15 protein-coding genes are annotated in these 15,887 nt (G+C 59.7%); 9 read left to right on the top strand and 6 right to left on the bottom strand.

What is annotated here, in order from left to right:
• Positions 1 to 193 precede the first annotated feature (193 nt).
• Both G538_RS0101505 and G538_RS0101500 read left to right on the top strand, forming a co-directional pair.
• Positions 194 to 2,563 carry an ATP-binding cassette domain-containing protein gene (locus G538_RS0101505; protein ID WP_029067923.1) on the top strand — a complete coding sequence of 790 codons (2,370 nt, stop codon included), beginning with the start codon at positions 194 to 196 and terminating at the stop codon, positions 2,561 to 2,563.
• Between the two features lie 180 nt (positions 2,564 to 2,743).
• Positions 2,744 to 3,580, top strand: coding sequence for an NAD(P)H-binding protein (locus G538_RS0101500; protein ID WP_029067922.1), 837 nt, complete (start codon positions 2,744 to 2,746; stop codon positions 3,578 to 3,580).
• Between the two features lie 153 nt (positions 3,581 to 3,733).
• Here G538_RS0101500 and G538_RS0101495 read toward each other — a convergent pair whose 3' ends face one another.
• From G538_RS0101495 to G538_RS0101475, 5 genes are all read right to left on the bottom strand, one after another.
• The gene (locus G538_RS0101495; protein ID WP_029067921.1) at positions 3,734 to 4,429 is read right to left on the bottom strand and encodes a DedA family protein; all 696 of its coding nucleotides are present in this window, start codon (positions 4,427 to 4,429) and stop codon (positions 3,734 to 3,736) included.
• A 121-nt stretch (positions 4,430 to 4,550) separates the two neighbouring features.
• Positions 4,551 to 5,045: an ASCH domain-containing protein gene (locus tag G538_RS0101490; protein ID WP_029067920.1), complete on the bottom strand. Its 495-nt coding sequence runs from the start codon at positions 5,043 to 5,045 to the stop codon at positions 4,551 to 4,553.
• The gene (locus G538_RS14495) at positions 5,042 to 5,296 is read right to left on the bottom strand and encodes a hypothetical protein (protein WP_051196448.1); all 255 of its coding nucleotides are present in this window, start codon (positions 5,294 to 5,296) and stop codon (positions 5,042 to 5,044) included. The genes G538_RS0101490 and G538_RS14495 overlap by 4 nt, the downstream gene beginning before the upstream one ends.
• Positions 5,297 to 5,370: 74 nt before the next feature.
• Positions 5,371 to 5,865 carry a hypothetical protein gene (locus G538_RS0101480; RefSeq protein ID WP_157544258.1) on the bottom strand — a complete coding sequence of 165 codons (495 nt, stop codon included), beginning with the start codon at positions 5,863 to 5,865 and terminating at the stop codon, positions 5,371 to 5,373.
• Positions 5,866 to 5,988: 123 nt separating this feature from the next.
• Positions 5,989 to 7,035: a LacI family DNA-binding transcriptional regulator gene (locus G538_RS0101475; protein WP_029067918.1), complete on the bottom strand. Its 1,047-nt coding sequence runs from the start codon at positions 7,033 to 7,035 to the stop codon at positions 5,989 to 5,991.
• A 267-nt stretch (positions 7,036 to 7,302) separates the two neighbouring features.
• Here G538_RS0101475 and G538_RS0101470 point away from each other — a divergent pair, with 267 nt between their 5' ends.
• A complete protein-coding gene (locus G538_RS0101470) occupies positions 7,303 to 8,616 on the top strand; it encodes an ABC transporter substrate-binding protein (protein WP_029067917.1) in 1,314 nt (437 codons plus the stop codon).
• An 87-nt stretch (positions 8,617 to 8,703) separates the two neighbouring features.
• Here the strand turns inward: G538_RS0101470 and G538_RS14490 are convergent, their stop codons facing one another.
• Entirely contained in the window at positions 8,704 to 9,678 is a 975-nt protein-coding gene (locus tag G538_RS14490; protein WP_051196447.1) for a LysR family transcriptional regulator, read from the bottom strand.
• A gap of 270 nt (positions 9,679 to 9,948) precedes the next feature.
• Between G538_RS14490 and G538_RS14485 the strand changes: the two genes are divergently transcribed.
• The 6 genes from G538_RS14485 (at position 9,949) to G538_RS0101430 (ending at position 15,817) form a co-directional block, all read left to right on the top strand.
• A complete protein-coding gene (locus G538_RS14485; RefSeq protein ID WP_051196446.1) occupies positions 9,949 to 11,265 on the top strand; it encodes an MFS transporter in 1,317 nt (438 codons plus the stop codon).
• An 80-nt stretch (positions 11,266 to 11,345) separates the two neighbouring features.
• Positions 11,346 to 12,254, top strand: a complete 909-nt coding sequence (locus G538_RS0101450) for an ABC transporter ATP-binding protein (RefSeq protein WP_029067916.1) — start codon at positions 11,346 to 11,348, stop codon at positions 12,252 to 12,254.
• Positions 12,251 to 13,000, top strand: a complete 750-nt coding sequence (locus tag G538_RS0101445) for an ABC transporter permease (protein ID WP_029067915.1) — start codon at positions 12,251 to 12,253, stop codon at positions 12,998 to 13,000. Before G538_RS0101450 ends, G538_RS0101445 begins: the two co-directional genes overlap by 4 nt.
• Positions 12,997 to 14,208, top strand: a complete 1,212-nt coding sequence (locus tag G538_RS17150) for a histidine kinase (RefSeq protein WP_051196445.1) — start codon at positions 12,997 to 12,999, stop codon at positions 14,206 to 14,208. The genes G538_RS0101445 and G538_RS17150 overlap by 4 nt, the downstream gene beginning before the upstream one ends.
• Positions 14,205 to 14,813, top strand: coding sequence for a response regulator transcription factor (locus G538_RS0101435; RefSeq protein ID WP_029067914.1), 609 nt, complete (start codon positions 14,205 to 14,207; stop codon positions 14,811 to 14,813). Before G538_RS17150 ends, G538_RS0101435 begins: the two co-directional genes overlap by 4 nt.
• 14 nt (positions 14,814 to 14,827) lie before the next feature.
• Positions 14,828 to 15,817 (top strand): YdcF family protein, encoded by a 990-nt coding sequence (locus G538_RS0101430; RefSeq protein ID WP_029067913.1) that lies wholly within the window; start codon positions 14,828 to 14,830, stop codon positions 15,815 to 15,817.
• Positions 15,818 to 15,887: the final 70 nt, after the last annotated feature.

Below are 15,887 nucleotides of genomic sequence, written 5' to 3'. Positions count from 1 at the left end.
ACGGAACAGGGGGAGCCCTGTTCCGCAGCGCTGAACTTATAGCGCGCATGACGTAACGCAGCCTGGACAAACGGGCGGGCAGGTCTTGGTAACCTGCCCGCCCGTTGCTGTGCCCCGCGCCTTCCGTTGCCATGCGCAACCACCAGCCGATGTGTGTGTTGCCTGTGTCACAGGGTGCAGCAACAATGGGGTTATGACTGCCTCCCCAGCGCCCAGCCACCCAGCTGATTCCCACGACATTATTCGGGTGCGTGGCGCCCGGGAGAACAACCTTCGGAACATCAGCGTTGACATCCCTAAACGCAGGCTCACTGTGTTCACGGGGGTGTCGGGGTCGGGTAAGTCATCGTTGGTGTTTGCAACCATCGCCGCAGAATCTCAGCGACTCATCAATGAAACGTATTCCACGTTTGTGCAGGGTTTTATGCCAACGTTGGCTCGCCCTGAAGTGGACCAGTTAGATGGACTGACCACCGCGATCATTGTCGATCAGGAGCGAATGACCGCAAATTCGCGTTCCACAGTGGGCACAGTCACCGATGCAAACGCACTATTGCGCACACTGTTTTCACGTATCGCACAGCCGCATATTGGGTCATCCCAGGCGTACTCCTTCAACGTCCCCTCCGTGCAAGCGTCAGGTGCTATTACTGTGCAACGGGGGAACAAAACCACAGAGAAACAGACGTATTCGCTGGTGGGTGGCATGTGCCCGCGCTGTGAAGGCATCGGTAAGGTGAATGATATTGACCTCACCCAACTGTTTGACGCCACGAAATCTCTGGCTCAAGGGGCAATAACTATTCCGGGGTACACCGCGGATGGTTGGTACGTTCGGCTTTTTAGCGAGTCCGGGTTCCTTGACCCTGACAAGCCCATTGAGAAGTACACCAAGCGCGAACTCCACGACTTTTTGTACCGTGAACCAACGAAGGTACCGGTCGCGGGCGCAAACATGACGTATGAGGGCTTAGTTCCGAAAATACAAAAGTCGATGCTGTCTAAAGATCCCGATGCCATGCAACCGCATATTCGTGCGTTTGTTGAACGGGCCGTGACGTTCATGGTGTGCCCTGATTGTGAGGGAACGCGCTTGTCTGAAGGAGCCCGTAACTCGCGTATTGATGGCAAGAACATCGCAGAGGTGTGTGCGTTACAGATCTCTGACCTTGCCCAGTGGGTGGCGCAGATCAAAGAACCTTCTGTTGCCCCGCTAGTTGAGACACTGTCCCGCACGCTTGACTCATTTGTGAGCATCGGGTTGGGGTACTTGTCGTTGGATCGCCCATCAGGTTCACTGTCGGGCGGGGAGGCCCAACGAACCAAAATGGTGCGGCATTTGGGGTCAGCTCTCACCGATGTCACCTACATTTTTGATGAGCCGAGCGCCGGGCTACACCCGCACGACATTCAGCGCATGAATGACCTGCTCCTTCAGCTACGAGACAAGGGCAACACGGTGCTGGTGGTGGAACACAAACCAGAAATGATCGCAATAGCCGACCACGTTATTGACCTTGGTCCCGCCGCTGGCACCCGCGGCGGAACCATCACCTTTGAAGGCGACGTTTCAGGGCTGCGGGCTAGTGACACGCTCACCGGGCACCACCTTGATGACCGGGCTCACCTGAAGGAAACCACCCGCCCTGCGCAAGGGGGGCTGGAAGTTCGGGGGGCATCGGACAACAACCTCAACGCGGTCGATGTAGACATCCCGCTCGGTGTGTTGGTTGCGGTGACAGGGGTGGCGGGTTCGGGGAAATCCTCACTCATCCACGGGTCCGTGGCGCCGCGTGATGGTGTGATCGCTATTGACCAAACACCGATTCGTGGCTCACGCAGGTCCAACCCGGCAACGTACACCGGGTTGTTGGAGCCAATCCGTAAAGCGTTCGCGAAAGCTAACGGTGTGAAACCTGCATTGTTCTCAGCGAACTCGGCGGGCGCGTGCCCGGCATGTAACGGTGTTGGGGTCACTTTCACTGACCTGGGGATGATGGCATCGGTGGCAAGTACCTGCCTGGAGTGCGAGGGTAAACGCTTCAGCGCTGAGGTGTTGGAGCATACGTTCGGGGGTAAAGACATCAGCGAGGTGTTGGCGTTGCCTGCTGAGCAGGCGCATGAGTTTTTCTCCCACGGGGATGCCCGCACTCCCGCTGCTGCGACTATTTTGCAACGGTTGGTTGACGTCGGGTTGGGGTACATCACGTTGGGGCAACCGTTAACAACGCTGTCTGGCGGTGAACGCCAACGCCTCAAACTAGCCACCCACATGGGTGGTAAAGGTGACATATACATCCTTGATGAACCAACAACAGGGCTTCACTTGGCCGATGTGCAACACCTCTTGGCCCTGTTAGACCGGCTTGTGGATAGCGGCAAATCCGTCATTGTCATTGAGCACCATCAGGCAGTGATGGCTCATGCGGACTGGATCATTGACCTGGGGCCAGGTGCAGGGCATGACGGGGGGAACATCGTCTTTGAAGGAACACCTACCGCCCTTGTGGCTGACCGCTCGACACTGACCGGCCAACACCTCGCCGAATACGTGACAGCCTAACTCCGTCGGTGCTTGAGGTCGCCGGTATGAGTGCCCGCCCATGACCGTTCAACAACGTGACCAGCATGGTTGCCGGGCGGTGAGATAGGCACTTCAAAGTGCCTGTGGAAAACCTGGAATTGCTTGCCACACCAGCCCGTTGATGCAGATGACCGCAATGTTTCCTTGAAAGGACCCACCATGTCAGTAGTCGTTACCGGAGCCACCGGACACCTGGGCCGTCTCGTTCTCGATTCCCTCCTCGCACGCGGCGTGGCCCCCACCGACATCACCGCCGCCGGCCGTCGCACCGAAACCCTCAGCGACTACGCCGCGAAGGGCATCAACGTTGTTGCCGTGGACTACAACGACCCTGCCACCCTTGAAGGCGCTTTCACCGGTGCAGATGCTGTCCTGCTCATCTCAAGTTCCGCTATTGGCCAGCGCGTTGCCCAACACTCCGCAGTGTTGGACGCTGTGAAAGCATCGGGCGCTGGGCGCATCGTCTACACCAGTGCCTTCCCCGGACTGGTTGTTTCCCCAGAACACGAAGTAACAGAAGCTGCCATCAAGGACTCCGGTGTTCCCTTCACGATCCTGCGTAACGGCTGGTACATCGAGAACTACCAAGGGCTTGTGGACCAAGCGCGCGCAACAGGCGGAATCATTGGTGCCGCTGGTGAAGGGAAAGTTGCTGGTGCAACCCGCGCTGACCTTGCCGATGCTGCGGCAGTTGTGCTGACAAGCGCGGGCCACGAGGGTAAAACGTATGGCCTAACCGGTGACACAGCCTTCACCTACACTGACTTGGCTGCCGCTTTGGGTGGCATTGTGGGCCGTGAAGTGACCTACACGGACATGTCCGTGGAACGGTACACCGAAGCGCTTATTGGTGCTGGTCTTGACGAGGGTACTGCTGGGTTCCTCGCTGCTGCAGACCAGAACATTCGTGACGGTTTGATGGCTGAGGTTACTTCTGACTTGAGTGACCTCATTGGTCGCCCCACCCAGTCGCTGAAGCAGGGGTTAACTGCCTGATCTGCCGTAACGACCGGGTGCGTGGCTAGCCCGCGTCACCTGGTGAACTGGCACCCAACGCAGGTGAACATGTGGACCGGCCGCTGTGGAGAACACCCACAGCGGCCGAGTTATCCACAAGGCTTGGTCCATAGGTGGGTGGTGCTTTGAGTGTCAGGGCATATCAGCGCGGCGAACCCGCAACAACCTGCGCACCCGCACCACAACAAACCACGCCACCAACACCGCAATGACGACGAGCACAGCGTTGGAGAGCACACCGCTCCATTGTTCAAGAACCGGCCGGATCGCAGGCCCAAACGCGTAACCCAACCCGATCCACAAACCATTCCACAGGCCAGAACCAGCGAGAGTGTAGGCCGTGAACTTGGCGAAGTTCATGCGCTCAATACCCGCTGGAATGGACACAAAAGACCGAACGAGTGGCACGCATCGGCCAACAAAAACAGCAACCCCACCCCACCGGGCGAAGAACGCTTCAGCGCGGTCAAAGTCGTCGTACTCCATCAGCGGGATCCGCCCCACCAGCGCCCTGGTGCGCCGCGCACCAAGGGCCGCACCAATCCAATACCACAACCATGCGCCGATGACCGCGCCAATAGTGGCCGCCAACCAGGCAAGCCACGCATTCATTTGCCCGTCATAAGCGAGGAACCCCGCGCCGGGCAACACCGCCTCGGAGGGGATCGGTGGAACAAACGTTTCAATGAAAACAGCTAACCCCACACCCACTTCCCCGAACGTGTCCATGAGGTGCAACACCCACCCAATGAAACCGTCGTACTGCGGCTCATCGCCGCTTGCCGCAGTCGTAGCGAGGGTCGCTAGGGCGGTGAGGTGTGATGTCATGGGTGGGCTTTCGCATCGTGGAGCGCAGGCGTGAGTGCCAGGTTAGGCATGAGGTCCACAGTAGTAACCGGCGAACCGCAGAACCGCGACACAGTGGGGACAAGCCGTGGAGATCTTCAGGTCACGCGGTGGCAACAACCTCAAAACGCTCAAAAACCACGTCAATGTCGTCGTGGAAGGCGAGGTTGTGTCGAGCCAGAACGCGCGTCCAGTAACGCTGATGTTCCCGGCGCCAGGATTCTAGGGTGCGGTCATCTTCGCCTTCATCGGCGGCGAACGCTTCAGTGCATGAGTGAAAGGGGCCGATGCGCAATTCCGTGGATCGCAGAATCGCACGTGGCGCACCGTGCCCGTCGCAGGCCACCCAGTGCGAACCGATCACGGGGAGTTGCTCACCCGCCCAGGTGAATTCGGCGACGAGTGCTGCGGTTGCTGTTTTGTCGCCAGCTAACACCAGGGCCATGAGCTGGTTATTGAGTTCGAGGGAGTCCCCAAACCGGTCAATGATGTAACTGTCGCATGCCGCCATACGGTCCGGGTGCGCTTGAGCGTAGCGTTCCCAGAATGCTTCAGCGGCCGCAATATCCATCGGTGCCGCTGGTGTTGTGCCGCTCATACTGACTGTTCTGGGGTGTCGTTGATGGGGCGTTCAACAACGTATGTTGACCCGTCAGGTGCGGTGACTCGGACAAGTTGGGTGCGCAGGTCAGCTTCGCGTTGGCGTTCAGCATCTGTGTCAGGGCGGCTAGGTTTGGTGGGGTCACTGACCTGAGCTGGGCCAAAGACGGGAAGCAAACCTTCAGTGAATCGCAGTCCGCGAGATTTTCTTGGCCGTTGAGGTTCTGTGGTGCGGTCTTGGCGGGCCATAACTACTGCTCCTGGTGTGGTCGATTCCTTGTGCTGAGTCTATCGGTCACGGCGATTGTGTGAGCAGCTTTTTATTACCCGCCGGGCATCGTCATGCGGGTCGCCTGTGATTGGCCTGCGCGCATGACAAGGTAGGTAATGCACGCGCACATGATGAGGATTCCACCGGCGTTTAGTGAAGTCGACACCTGTGCACTCAAGGACCCTGAGAGGGTGAGGGTTTCACGGCTGAACCCAGCGATGATGACTCCAAGTATGGCGGTGGGGAAAAGCCAGGCAATACATGCCGCAACAGATGTGGAGGTTTTTCGAAGAAAACCCCACTGTGCCCCATGAGTGCTGAGGTAGCACAACACGGCAGTGGTTAAGCAGATGCCTAGAAGATTTGTTGGGCTGATGAGTTGGATAAGTGCAGACCCTGCTGTTGTGTCGTGAGTGGCGATAGGCACAACGAACACGGCGATGAGCACCAGAAACGTTTGCATCCCGAGGATCGCTGTGGCTATACGCATCGGGTGGGCCCGGTGTTCAATAGGCCAACATCCGACGATGTTATTCAATCTCCCCATAAGGACATCTTAGATACATCAACAATTCTCGGCATCGTCAATGCCCGAGGTTAAATGCCCGAGGCGTCGTGCCACTATTTTCCCGGACCGGCGCGCGTCATCCCATCGGCGGTGAGGTGGCCGTTATGTCCGTGGAGCGGCGGTGGAGCCCCGCACTATCAGTTCAGTGGGGATGGTGGTGCGGTGGTCGGTGAGTGGTTGGCCGCTACGAATTTGGCGGAACAGGACATCCATGAGCGCGGTGCCAACTGCGCTGAAGTCTTGCCGCACGGTGGTCAGCGGTGGCCATAGGTAGGGCGAAAGGGGGATGTCGTCAAAACCGATGATGGACACGTCGTGAGGTACGCGCAGTCCACGTTCGTGTGCGGCGCGCATGAAACCGGCCGCCATTTCGTCGTTGGCGCACAGTATTGCGGTAACTGAGGCGTCATCAAGGAGTTTTGCGCCAGCGGCATGCCCGGAAGCTGCCGACCAATCCCCGCGGAGGACCTCAGGAACTGGGCGCCCGTGGGAGGTGAGGGTTTCTTGCCACGCTTGGATACGCACCCCGGCGGGGGAGGAGTCGGCTGGGCCAGCTAGGTGGTGCACGGTGTTGTGGCCGAGGTCGAGGAGGTGGCGGACAGCTTGGGCGATTCCGGCCCGCTGATCGGTGCTGACGGCTGGGTGGTGGCCAATGAATCGCGAGTCTGACACCACGATTGGCAGGCGGCGGGGGAGTTGCAACGTGTCAGGGGTCGCGGTTTCCGCGCGGATGATGACCAGTCCATCAATGGATTGGTGGGTGAGGCGTTGCACGGCGACGGAGACGTCGTCGGAGGAGGGGGACTCAACGTCGATCAGGTTGACGGTGAAACCGTTTTTTCGGGCTGCTTCCACCAGGGCGTCGATGGTGTGGAATTCTCCGGTGCGTGACAGGTGGTGGGCGATGACACCGATGGACCCGAAGCGCCCGTAGCGCAGGGCGCGCGCAGCGTGATTGGGCGAGTACCCTAGCTTCTCCATTGCGGCGAGAACTTTGTCTCGGGTTTCTGGGCGGACCCGTTCAGCTCCAGTGGAGACGCGGGAAACAGTTTGGGAGGACACTCCAGCGAGGCGTGCAACATCCCCAATTGAAGGTCCTAGCCGTTTCCGGGTGGGAGTGGGCGATTCGGTAGGGGCCACGCTGTCCATGAGGACAGGATACCCATGTTCACGTTCACATGGTGAAACAGAATGAAAATTTCCGCCATTGCGCTGAGAAGTGCATCACGTTGGGCGTTGACGATGTTTGCGTCAACATGCTACCTTCACTTCAGATGTTGACGTAAACATCACCCAGATGTGCCACACGGACGTGGCACAACGCACTGTGCTGAACACTCAACGAAGAGAACCAGCAGGGTCACCCTGCACAAGCCAGAGCCCGATGCGGGAACTGGGTCAGGAAGGAGGCCACACGTGGCCATTCACAAGAAATTACTTGCCACCGGTGCCATCGCAGGAACACTCGCACTGACACTCGCAGCATGCGGAGGCGGCGGGAGCGACGACCCCACCGCAGCCCCCACCAACGATTCAGGCGAACTGTCCGGCGAACTCACCGTGTGGGCATGGGACCAAACCATCGCCGACGTCGCCGAAGCCTTCACCGCAGAACACCCCGATGTCACAGTCGACGTCGTCAACGTAGGCACCGGAAACGACCAATACATCGCCCTACAAAACGCCGTCGCAGCAGAAACAGGTGGCCCCGACCTCGCGCAAATCGAATACTTCGCTGTGCCACAGTTCTCCATCGGTGGTGCACTCGCAGACATCGGCCCCATGGGTGCATCGGAACTTGATGGAACATTCACCACTGGGCCGTGGTCTGCTCTTTCCCAAGGGGACAGCGTGTGGGGGTTGCCGCTGGATTCAGGCCCCATGGCGTTGTTCTACAACACCGAAGTTTTTGAAAAGTACGACGTTGACGTCCCCACCACGTGGGATGAGTTCCTTGAGGCGGCGCGCACACTCAAAGAAAACGACGTGTACCTCATCAACGACACCGGTGACGCAGGCTTCACAACCTCCATGATGTGGCAGGCTGGCGGGCGCCCCTACGAGGTTAATGACACAACAGTGTCCGTCGACTTCACCGACGAGGGAAGTAAACAGTTCGCAGAAATGTGGCAAACCATGATCGACGAGGACCTCCTCGCCCCCATCGGTTCATGGAGTGACGAGTGGTACCAAGGGTTGGGCGACGGCACAATCGCCTCCCTCGTCATCGGTGCGTGGATGCCCGGAAACCTCGAATCAGGTGTGCCAGACGGCGCCGGTAAATGGGCTGTTGCTGACATGCCACAGTGGAACGAAGGTGAGTTCGTCACCGCAGAAAATGGTGGAAGCTCCATGGCTGTCATGGAAGGCAGCGACCAGAAAGCCTTAGCCTACGAATTTGTTGAGTTCGCTTCAGCTGGGGAGGGCATCGACATTCGGGTAGAGGGTGGTGCGTTCCCAGCAACAGTGGAAACACTGAATGAACCTGGCTTCTTGGACCGCGAATTTGAGTACTTCGGCGGCCAAAAAGTTAACGAAGTCCTTTCCAAAGCCGCAGGTGGTGTTGGTGAAGGTTGGCAGTACCTCCCCTTCCAGGTGTACGCAAACTCCATCTTCAACGACTACGGCGCGGACGCCTACAACGGCAACACGCCACTAGCTGACGCCTTCGTGCAATGGGGTGACGCCTCAGCAACCTACGGTGAGCAACAAGGATTCACCATCCAGTAGCCCGCCACACCCAGCGCGTGCCAGGGTGGGTCGCGCGCAACCAACGATGCCCGGTGACAGTGAGACAGTCACCGGGCATCGTTGCGCCTACGCGTTAGTACCCCCGATGTTGTTGCCGCCGCTACTGCCGTTACTGCCGCCGCTGTCGCTAGTGCTGCTGCTCATGTCATGTTCCCCAAGCCCAGCATCGTGAAGCTGACGGTGAACAAGGTCAACAAACATTTGCGGCGCCAACCCCACAGCCCGATGCCGTGCGGTCACCAACAAAATAGGTCGCGATGCATCCCGATGCCGGAATGGCAGCAACACAACATCGTGCGCATAGGTGCGCCGCGGAACGATCGCCACCCCCAACCCGGCCCCCACCAGCCCCAACACAGTAGAAATTTCCTGCCCCTCAAACGCGACGCGCGGCGACACACCCCACCGGTCAAGAAGCGCATCAATGGTGCTGCGCAACCCCAACCCGTGCCGCAACGCAATGAGGTGCTCAGAGGCAAGATCACCACTCGTCACATCGTCACGGCCCACCAAATGGTGTGTGCGCGGCACCGCTAACACCAGTTCCTCCACCGCAACCTGCTTACTCGCGTGAGCCAACGCATCGGGCACCACCGCAATGAACGCAACATCGGCGCGCCCCGCATCGAGCGCAGCCAAACACTCCGCCCGCGAGCCTTGCGTCAACGCAAACTCCACCGCAGGGTACGCATGCGTGAAATCGCGAATATAAGAAGGCACCAACGCCTCACCCAACGAATGCTGAAACGCAATGCTGATTCGCCCACGTAACGCCGAATCCAACCCCGCCAAGGCGTCCCCAAGCAAGCGGAGCGCAGTATTCGCCGCATCGCCCAACTCGCGCGCCGCCCTCGTGGGCGTCACGGTCCGCCCTTCACGGTGGCGCAGCCCGATGCCCGTGATGGCCTCAGCGGCAGCCAAGCTCCGGCTGACCTGGGGTTGGGGCACACCCAAGACGTCCGATGCCGCAGTGACCTGGCCTGTGTCAGCAAACGCTGCCAGCACGGGGAGGTGGGGAAGGAGGCGAGCCACAGAATCCATAACAAAACTGTATGGGTTTTCGTAGCAAAAGAACATTAGTGTTATGCGATTGTGCGGAGTAGGTTACAGACCACACCCCTCCACCAACCTACCCCGCACCTCCACCCAACCTGCCGCCGACTCTACTTCCTCACCCCTCACCTCCGCCCCTCGCACCACCCTCACCCGCCTCGTGTGTGGCACGTTTTGGGACCGTGTGGCATGTCCTAGACAGCACACTCAGTACCGAAACCTGCCACATGGGGGCGACGCACCAACTGGGAACCTGCCATGACCGCACTCGCACCTACGCCAACCCTGCCGACCCCAGCCACCCCAACAACCCCACCAGCGCTGAAGTCCACGCAAGGCTCTACCCAGCCCGCCAAACCAGACACCGCCGATGCGCTACCCACCACCAACCACAGGCCCCTACTCGTCGCGCTTTTCGCCGCAGGCCTTGTCACCTTCGCCCAGATCTACGCCCCACAGACGGTGTTACCCCACATCGCGGCCAGCCTGTCCATCACCTTCGCGCAAGCCGGGCTGATCATTAGCGCAGGAACCCTTGGCCTTGCCGCTGGAGTCATCCCGTGGGTACTGGCCGCACCGCGCATCGGGTGGCGCCTCTCCCTCACCATCGCCCTCATACTTGGCACCGGCATCAGCGCCCTCAGTGTCCTCGCACCCACGCTGCCGCTGTTCCTTGCTGCCCGTTTCGTTGCCGGAGTCGCGCTCGCAGCTGTGCCCGCCCTTGCGCTTGCGCAAGCTAACGCACTGCTTCCGCCGCACCGCGCAGCTCACGGGGCGGGGGTGTTTATTGCCGGGAATGCTGTGGGTGGTGTTGTTGGGCGTCTTGTTTCTGGTGTGGTTACCGCGCAGTGGTCTTGGCAAGTGGGGGTGCTTTCGGTAGCGGCAATATGTGCAGGTGGGACAGCGGTTTTCCTGTTGTGGGCGCCGCGTAATGCCGATGCTTCACACTCGCACAGCGTGCGTCTGTTTGCGGTGGCGCTCGCCTCCCCAACAGTGCGGCGGCTGTGTGTGCAAGGGTTCTTGGTGATGGGGGTGTTCGTGACGTTTTACAACTACATCGGGTTTCGGCTGACTGATGCGCCGTTGAATGTTTCCCATACCGCAGTTGCGTGGATGTTCAGCGTGTTCGCGGTGGGCACCGTGGCGTCCATGGGCGCGAGCCGCCTCACTACACGGTTGAGTCGCGGGGCGGTGGTTGCGGTGGCATCTGGGGTTTCTCTTGTGGGGCTTGCCCTCAGTGTGGTTCCGCACGTTGCGGCACTATTGGTGGCATTGATCTTGGTGACGGTCGGATTTTTCGGTGCGCAAAGCATCATCGCAGGGTGGGCTAGTAGCGCCCTCCCGCAAGCTCGCAGGCACAGCGCAGCTCTCTACACCATCGCGTACTACGCCGGTGGAAGCATCGTAGGGTGGGGCGGCGGCATCGCGTTTGCCGAACTGGGGTGGGGTGCAGTTGTGGCGCTCACTGCGGTGTGCGCGGCGGCGAGCATCGGCATTGCGTTGACGATGCGTGGGACCGCTGGCATGCAGCACCCAGATTGCCCTGCCAAGAAACCCAACCAAACCGCACCTTGAGCCCCGCCATGACAACTGTCATGGTCAGCTCATGACGTGCGGCAGTGTTCAAACCATGCGGGGCACGCAAGGATAAGAGCATGAGCACTCACACTGCGGTGACCCTGAGCGGAGTCACCAAAACGTTCCGCACAGACGGGGGGACACTCACGGCTGTTGATGGCGTGGACCTCACCGTCAACGCCGGTGAAATCGTTGCGTTCCTCGGCCCCAATGGTGCCGGCAAAACCACCACCATCGACATGATCCTCGGGTTAACAGCCCCAGTCGCAGGCAGTATCAGCGTGCTTGGGACAACACCGCGTAAAGCAGTTCAAGCGGGTCGGGTATCAGCACTGCTACAAACCGGTGGGCTCCTCCACGACCTTACCGTGAAAGAAACCGTCACCTCCATCGCGTCGCTGTACCGGCTCGGCACAGACCGGGTACACGATGTCATGGAACGCACCGGCCTCACCCGCCTAGCATCACGCAAAGTATCAAAATGCTCAGGCGGTGAACAGCAACGCCTGAAGTTCGCCCTAGCGCTACTACCAGACCCTGACGTGTTGATCCTCGATGAACCAACAGCAGGCATGGACGTGTCAGCGCGCCGCGAATTCTGGTCCACCATGCAAAGCGAAGCCCAAGACGGACGCACCGTCATCTTCGCAACCCACTACCTCCAAGAAGCAGAAGACTTCTCCGAACGCACCATCCTCATGAACAACGGCGTCATCATCGCTGACGGCCCCACCGCACAGATACGTTCCATCGCTGCTGGGCGCACCGTTTCCGTTGTCCTCCCACCCGACTTCGACGCCACCACCCTCGACGCCCTGCCTGGTGTCACCGCAGTGCACCGCAACGGGGACCGCGTAGTGCTCACCACCACCGAGTCAGACAACAACGCACTGCACCTCCTCACCCACGGCGCCCGCGACATGGAAATCACCGCCCCCAGCCTCGAATCCGCATTCGTGCAACTCACCAGCAAGGAGTCCCAATGAACACCACGTTCTTTCGCATCGACCTGATGCGACAACTACGGGACTACGGGAACCTCATTTTTGTTCTCATCATGCCCACCACGATGTACATCATCTTCGGGGCAACCCAAAGCTTCGGTGACGACCCAGCCGGAAACGCCAACGTCAGCTTCTACATCATGGCGTCCATGGCCGCCTACGGTGGGGCACTATCAGCAGCGAGCATCGCCGGGACCGCCGCAATTGAACAAATGCAAGGGTGGGGCCGCCAACTAGGCCTCACCCCCGCATCGGGCAGGCGCATCGTCGCGACAAAAGTAGCCGTCGCCCTCACCATCACAGCACTAGCCATCACCTTCGTGTTTGTGACCGGCGCACTCACCGGCGCCCGCGCAGACAGCCCCTCCGTGTGGGTTTTCACGTTCCTCCTCATCCTGGGCGGGTCCTCAATATTCGCCCTCCTGGGGTACGCCATAGCCGTAACCTTCAAATCAGATTCCGCCACAGGCATCGCATCTGGGGCAATCGTGCTCCTCAGCTTCCTCGGCAACGTGTTCACACCACTCAGCGGAACAATGCTCACCATCGCGAAATTCACGCCCCTGTACGGTTACGTGTCACTAGCACGATGGCCACAACTCGAAGGAGTCGTCCTCAACGAAGGCAGCGACGAACTCTGGCTCATCCTCGCAAACATCACCGTGTGGATCGCACTCTTCGCGGCGCTCGCAGTGCTGGGGACCCGACGAGGAAGGCAACGGCGATGACCCGCCTCCAACCCATCATCACGTGGTTGGGTAACCACCTTGACCTAGCATTGCCCAGCATTTTCTTGGTGTTCCTCGCGCCGCAGGTCAGTTACATCCTGGAGCACCAAACGAACCCTGTTGCCCAAGTTGCTGGCATAGCCCTCGTTGTTGCGTTCGGTGCGCTCTACCTGTGGGCGTTTGTGCTCTTTGCGATGCCCATCTTCGGCCCAGCGGACCCCCGCGTGTGGTGGGTTTTCGCCGGGCTCACGGCGATCAGTGGGCTGTTGGCGCTGTTCAACGGGCCACTGGCATTAGCAACATTCCCCTTTCAGGCTGCCGCGGCCTGCTACCTTTTGCGGTTGCCAATGGCGTTGCTCGTTGGCGCAGGCTACACCGCAGCTAGTGTGGCCATCTTGGCGCTAACCGGGACACTTCTCGACAACCTGTTTTTCCCCATCCTCATTGTCGGGGTGTTCCTGGGGAACTTTGTGCTCGCCAGCGTGTTCATTTTCGATGCCAACGCCATGCGCATGAGTAGCGAACTAGCTCGCACCCAAGAGCGCGACCACCTGGCCCGTGACGTCCACGACTCCCTGGGGCACACCCTGACCGTGGTGGCCATTAAAGCGGAACTCGCGTCACGGCTCATCGACACCAACCCCGACCAGGCTCGCGCCGAACTTGCGCAACTTCGCGACCACATCCGCGACGCCCTCACCGACGTCCGATCCGTCGTGACCGGGCTCAAAACCCACGACCTCCCCACCCAAATCGACGCCCTACACTGCACGATGCCCGAGGCTGACATCAGCCTCACTGTCGTTGGCAGCCCCGACACAGTCCCAACCCAACACCAGCATGCGCTTGCGTGGATACTGCGCGAAGCGGGCACCAACGTGCTGCGGCACTCCGGCGCAACACAGTGCACAGTGACATTCCGAGATGGTGCCATGACGGTTCACGACAACGGGGACGGTATCCCTGACCAGCTCGTACCGGACTACACAACGGACCCTGGTAACGGTAACGGTAACGGCAACGGCAACGGCAACGGCAACGGACAGGACCAGATGCACGGTCAGGATCACGGCCAGATTCGCAGTCAGGTTCACGGTCACGGACTCACCGGAATGCTCAGCCGCGCCCAAGACAACAACATGACCGCACACATCACCACCCCACCCACCGGCGGCACCCTCGTCACCATAGAGTGGACAGCATCATGACTATTCGTGTTCTCGTTGCTGACGACCAAGCTCTCGTACGCCAAGGGCTCGCCGCATTACTTTCCCTCGAAGCTGACATTGATGTGGTTGCTGAAGCAGCCGATGGGCTGCACGCAACCCAACTTGTCGCTGAACACAGCATCGACGTGTGCCTCATGGACGTGCAAATGCCGCACCTCGACGGAATCGCCGCAACCAAACGTATCGCCGAAACTAACCCCAACTGTGCCGTGATCATCGTGACAACATTCGGGCGAACCGGCTACCTCAAACAAGCCCTCGCAGCAGGAGCACGCGGATTCGTTGTCAAAGACACACCCGCCGCGCAACTCGCCGAAGCAATCCGAAAAGTCCACCGAGGGCTGCGCGTTGTAGACCCAGAACTCGCCGCCGCATCGCTCAGCGAAGGCACCAACCCCCTCTCTGACCGGGAAAAAGAGGTACTGCGGCACGCCCTAACCGGCGACACCGTGGCCGCTATCGCCCACACCCTCCACCTCACCGCAGGGACCGTGCGCAACCATTTATCCTCCGCAATCCAGAAAACCGGCGCCATCAACCGGGTCCAAGCAGCACGAACCGCCGCCGAACGAGGCTGGCTATAGGGCACACTTGAACAGTGGAAGTAATCCTCACTCTCGTTTTCGCTGCCGCAGCAGCCCACGGCTTCGTCACTGACCGCCGTCGGATGCGCAACGCCATTTACGTGGGGTTCGCCATCACGTTCCTCGTGCTGTCCATCACCGCGCAAGGCGGAAACAACACCATTGTGGGTGTGGGCATCGCCCTCGTTGGGGTGGCATTTTTGCTGTCCATCCCTGCGTTAGCTGTTGTGTTGATTGCCAACGGGGTCACCATGATCCGGCGGGAAGGGAGGAGCCTCGCGAACCTCCTCACCATCCCCTTAGGGTTACTCATTCTTGTTGCCCCCATTTTGCCGTTCTACATTCTTTCCCAACACAACACGTGGCTGATCTGGGGCAGCCTGTGGATCATCATGCTGTTGGGATACTTGGGGTTCGTGTTTGCCAGCTACCTGGCATACTCCTTCCTCTACACTGCGGTACCTGAACGATTTGTTGCCAAATACGTTGTGGTCCTCGGGTCAGGGCTGATCAACGGGAAAGTCACCCCACTGCTGGCTTCCAGACTCACCGTGGGAATCGAAAAATACGCGGACTTCCGGGCGCTTACCGGTGAAGCCGTGATCATCCCCTCCGGGGGGCAAGGCCCCGATGAACCCATGCCTGAAGGGGTGGCGATGCGCGACTACCTCACCGAACACGGCGTGCCATCCGGCGACATCATCGTGGAAGACCAAGCGCGAAACACCGAAGAAAACCTCATCAAATCCAGGCTCCTCATCCCCGAACCAGACGAACCCATGGCCGTGGTAACCAACAACTACCACGTGTTCCGCACCGCCCTGCTCACCCGCAAACTAGGCATCACCGCCCACGTGTACGGTGCCCCCACGGCAACGTACTTCCTGCCCAGTGCGTTGATTCGGGAATTCGTGGCGATTTTGGTTGAGAACAAATGGGTGAACCTCCTCATCATTGGTGGTCTGACCGGGCTGTGCGTCGTGGGGCTACGCGCCACCCTCTAGCTGGCCTGTTTGGTGCTTACGCCACCTGCGGCATCGGCCGTGACGCCAACTACGGTGGCCTGTATTGGCG

Source organism: Jonesia quinghaiensis DSM 15701, assembly GCF_000423205.1.
GTDB lineage: Bacteria > Actinomycetota > Actinomycetes > Actinomycetales > Cellulomonadaceae > Jonesia > Jonesia quinghaiensis.
This window is presented reverse-complemented; position numbering and strand designations above follow the sequence as displayed.

What these genes read in the sequence shown, in the direction of transcription:
- G538_RS0101505 (WP_029067923.1), top strand. Translation starts at nt 194, where the DNA reads ATGACTGCCTCCCCAGCGCCCAGCCACCCAGCTGATTCCCACGACATT.
- G538_RS0101500 (WP_029067922.1), top strand. Translation starts at nt 2,744, where the DNA reads ATGTCAGTAGTCGTTACCGGAGCCACCGGACACCTGGGCCGTCTCGTT.
- G538_RS0101495 (WP_029067921.1), bottom strand. Translation starts at nt 4,429, where the DNA reads ATGACATCACACCTCACCGCCCTAGCGACCCTCGCTACGACTGCGGCA.
- G538_RS0101490 (WP_029067920.1), bottom strand. Translation starts at nt 5,045, where the DNA reads ATGAGCGGCACAACACCAGCGGCACCGATGGATATTGCGGCCGCTGAA.
- G538_RS14495 (WP_051196448.1), bottom strand. Translation starts at nt 5,296, where the DNA reads ATGGCCCGCCAAGACCGCACCACAGAACCTCAACGGCCAAGAAAATCT.
- G538_RS0101480 (WP_157544258.1), bottom strand. Translation starts at nt 5,865, where the DNA reads ATGGGGAGATTGAATAACATCGTCGGATGTTGGCCTATTGAACACCGG.
- G538_RS0101475 (WP_029067918.1), bottom strand. Translation starts at nt 7,035, where the DNA reads ATGGACAGCGTGGCCCCTACCGAATCGCCCACTCCCACCCGGAAACGG.
- G538_RS14490 (WP_051196447.1), bottom strand. Translation starts at nt 9,678, where the DNA reads ATGGATTCTGTGGCTCGCCTCCTTCCCCACCTCCCCGTGCTGGCAGCG.
- G538_RS14485 (WP_051196446.1), top strand. Translation starts at nt 9,949, where the DNA reads ATGACCGCACTCGCACCTACGCCAACCCTGCCGACCCCAGCCACCCCA.
- G538_RS0101450 (WP_029067916.1), top strand. Translation starts at nt 11,346, where the DNA reads ATGAGCACTCACACTGCGGTGACCCTGAGCGGAGTCACCAAAACGTTC.
- G538_RS0101445 (WP_029067915.1), top strand. Translation starts at nt 12,251, where the DNA reads ATGAACACCACGTTCTTTCGCATCGACCTGATGCGACAACTACGGGAC.
- G538_RS17150 (WP_051196445.1), top strand. Translation starts at nt 12,997, where the DNA reads ATGACCCGCCTCCAACCCATCATCACGTGGTTGGGTAACCACCTTGAC.
- G538_RS0101435 (WP_029067914.1), top strand. Translation starts at nt 14,205, where the DNA reads ATGACTATTCGTGTTCTCGTTGCTGACGACCAAGCTCTCGTACGCCAA.